The sequence below is a fragment of the Cupriavidus sp. 8B genome (genome assembly GCF_054589115.1).
On sequence record NZ_BAAILO010000254.1, the window covers coordinates 1 to 2877 of the forward strand.

Genomic DNA, 2877 nt, shown 5'->3' on the forward strand with positions numbered 1-2877 from the left:
CAGCACACCCGCCCCGCCGAAGCCCTTCAGCGGTTTGGCCTGGCTGTGCTTACTACCCACCTGGGCCAAGTGCAGCGCATAGCCAAAGGTGTCTTGCACGTCTTTCGGCATCGCGCCCAGGTCTTTTTTCGCTGACCCCACCCAGCGCAGCATTTTTATCGTCATCGGCATCACAGAATTATACCTAAATATAGATAAAGATGCGCATCGCACCGTGCTGCCGGACCCTGTCGGTCAACGGTTCCTCAATGGATGACCGTTACGAATTACCCTCCCACGCCACCTCGCGCCCGCCAGAAATGTAACGCATCGTACGCCAACCAGTGCACCTCATGCATGGAGTGCGGCCCGCTCGATCCTGCCGAGGCTCATCTCGGTGACTGGAGTGCCGCAGGTCTTCAGCGTGCGGCGACGGGAGGGGACGCGAGGCGCTCGATCCAGATGGACGAGACGGGGATTGCTAACAGCGCGAGAAGCACGGTCTGCGCGTCCGACACGCCATGCGCCGGCACACGGAGATAGGCCAGGCCGCCTCAGGGTGCGAATCCGGACAACCGAAATGCGGCCTTCAGCGAAGGTTACGCCGGTACCGAGGCCGCGCTATCCCTCGCCGTTCTGAAGGGCGGGGCGTGCCGCGCACCTGGTCAAGTGCGCCGGCGACGAGCGCCCACGAAGTATTCCCCGAGCGGCGGCTAACTGCGCCTCCATCACCGCCAAGGACTGGCCACGTTTGAACGGGTCCACACTGGGCCGAGCAAAGGCCGACTTTCCGTCGTTCGCCCGGCAGGCCGCCATCTCCCGCAGGAGATCGAACGCGAGCGCATGGGGTGCCGCGGCCCTACGGCCAGCCTTCTCGATCACCACCGATGCCTCATCAACGCTGAGCACGGCACCGTCGGCGCGCGTTACTTGGACCCCACGGAGCCTTGAGACCAGATCTGAAATTTTCGCGGTAACAGCAGCTGCGGCTTCTGCCTTTGCGCGCTCGGCCTGCGCTTGCGTTGCCTGCTGTTCTGCGACAAACGCGTAGTCGACCGTCTTGGACAGCAGGGCCTGGATGTAGGCGAAGAGTTCCCTGCCCTTGAGCGGTATCAGGGCATCGCTGACCACTGCGATTACGTTCGAAAGCCGGTGGCCGACGGCCTTAGCGCGTTTCATGAGGGCGAACAGGCCGGTCAGCGCGAGTCCGTTTTGCGTGACCAGCCAGGCCAACTCCGAAGGCACGGCTTTGCCCAGCACGCGAATGAATGGGCTCGCCCCCGGAGACTGTTTCTTCGAAGAAGATTGTTGAGGGGGTAGGTTAACGTCTCTCACCGGTGCGAGGTTGGGCAGCCAGCGGGTGGGTCCCCGGTCCTGTAAGTCGGGGGTCCTCGCCGTGGCACCCTTCTCACGCGACGGTTGAGCTGACGCTAGGCCAAGATTCCGAATGGCTTTTACCGAAAGCCGAATCCGGCCAAGGGCCTTTAGATCGTATGCGGACTGTCTTTGCTCCTCCCGCTCGATCAGGCCGGCACCCTCCAGGACTGCAAGGCAACGATAGACGGTCGCCTCGCTAAGCCGAAGTCGTCGTGCGATCGTGACCTTCTTCATGAAGATCCAGTCCACTGGATCTTGCTGTTTCACGCCGTTACGAACCAGGCAGGCGAGAACCTGACGCTGTGTCTGCGTCAACGCAAACTCATGCAACGCCTCATAGACGCGCACGAGCGCGTTGGCAATCTTGCTTGGTAGGTAGTGTGGTCCGGACTCGCTTGCGCCGTGGGCAGCAGGATGTGAGCTGCCCAGGGCGCCAGGACGCGTCGTCGCGCTGCCGAGGGGCGAGCGCCGCCCATCGGCTTCCATGGTTCGAATCATGTTCCGCCGTTCTATGCAAAAAAACTTGTGAAGGCGTTGACAGGACCCGAAGGCTTTCCTAGACTTTGCACTCAGTGGGAGGTGCAGTCTGGTACGCCTTTTTCGGGATCCGGCAACTTCCGCAGAAGCCAGGACTGCAATCCTGGCTTTTGTTTTTTAGGGTGGACCTGTCATGCCAGTCCAGCCTCGATCACGAACCGCGACGTTGGGTTCTTCTTGGCCGTACTGAGTGCCAGCCAGTCGCGGGCCCGTGTCATGCCAACGTAGAACAAGCGCCGTTCCTCTGATTCGGTACTGCCTTTCTCATCGGGGATAACCGTCTCCTCTACACGGATGACAACGATTCCATCCCATTCGAGGCCCTTTGACGCGTGGATGGTGGTGAGCACCAGTGCGTCCGGTGCCGGCTCGTTGTTCTGTCGGCGTAGGAATTCCAGCCGCTCGGAGAACGTGCCATTGAGCCGAGAGAGCACGTCATAGGTGGTGGTGATCGCTCGCCTGGCTGGGTCTGCTTTGGCGTGTTGGGCCATCCACTCATGCACGCCTTCGAGGACCAGGGAGTAGAACTGCCGGTCGCAGAGGGTGCGCCATTCGGCCAGCCGCTTCATCAGGTCGCGGTATCGCTCGGCGGTTTCCTCCGATACACCGAACGCGACGAGTTCCTTCCTTTGTCGTTGTTCCAGCGCCGGCCCCATCTTGCTATGCAGCAGCCGCAGTTCCTGAGCACCTGCGCCGGCGAAGCCCAGCAATGCGTCCAGCCCGTTGGTCTTCACCTTCTGGATGATTTCCAGCAGGTTGCACATCAGTGCTGCCTCGGGGCGGTTTAGGATCGACTTGCCGGAGGCGCGGTAGTATTTCACGCCATGCGAGCGGCACACGGCTTCTACCGGGTCGAGGATGCGGTTTGTACGTGCCAGGACGGCGGCAGATTTCCGCTCACCCAGGGTCGGCGCGAGCGCCTCGATGGCCGCAACGGCCTCGGCATACTCATCGTCATAGCGGTTGAACTTCACGATGCCGCCA

General features: G+C 61.6%; 2 protein-coding genes. Both read right to left on the bottom strand.

Features of this window, described 5'->3' with window-relative positions; all coding sequences use genetic code 11:
- Window positions 1-600 precede the first annotated feature (600 nt).
- Window positions 601-1842 carry a helix-turn-helix transcriptional regulator gene (locus ACYP5B_RS24950; RefSeq protein ID WP_459571450.1) on the bottom strand — a complete coding sequence of 414 codons (1242 nt, stop codon included), beginning with the start codon at window positions 1840-1842 and terminating at the stop codon, window positions 601-603.
- Window positions 1843-2024: 182 nt separating this feature from the next.
- Window positions 2025-2877, bottom strand: an 853-nt coding sequence (locus ACYP5B_RS24955) for a 3'-5' exonuclease (RefSeq protein WP_459571451.1), incomplete at its 5' end; no start/stop codon positions are given.

Bases quoted from the DNA above. Each gene is read 5' to 3' on its own strand.
- ACYP5B_RS24950 (WP_459571450.1), bottom strand. From the start codon at position 1,842: ATGGAAGCCGATGGGCGGCGCTCGCCCCTCGGCAGCGCGACGACGCGT.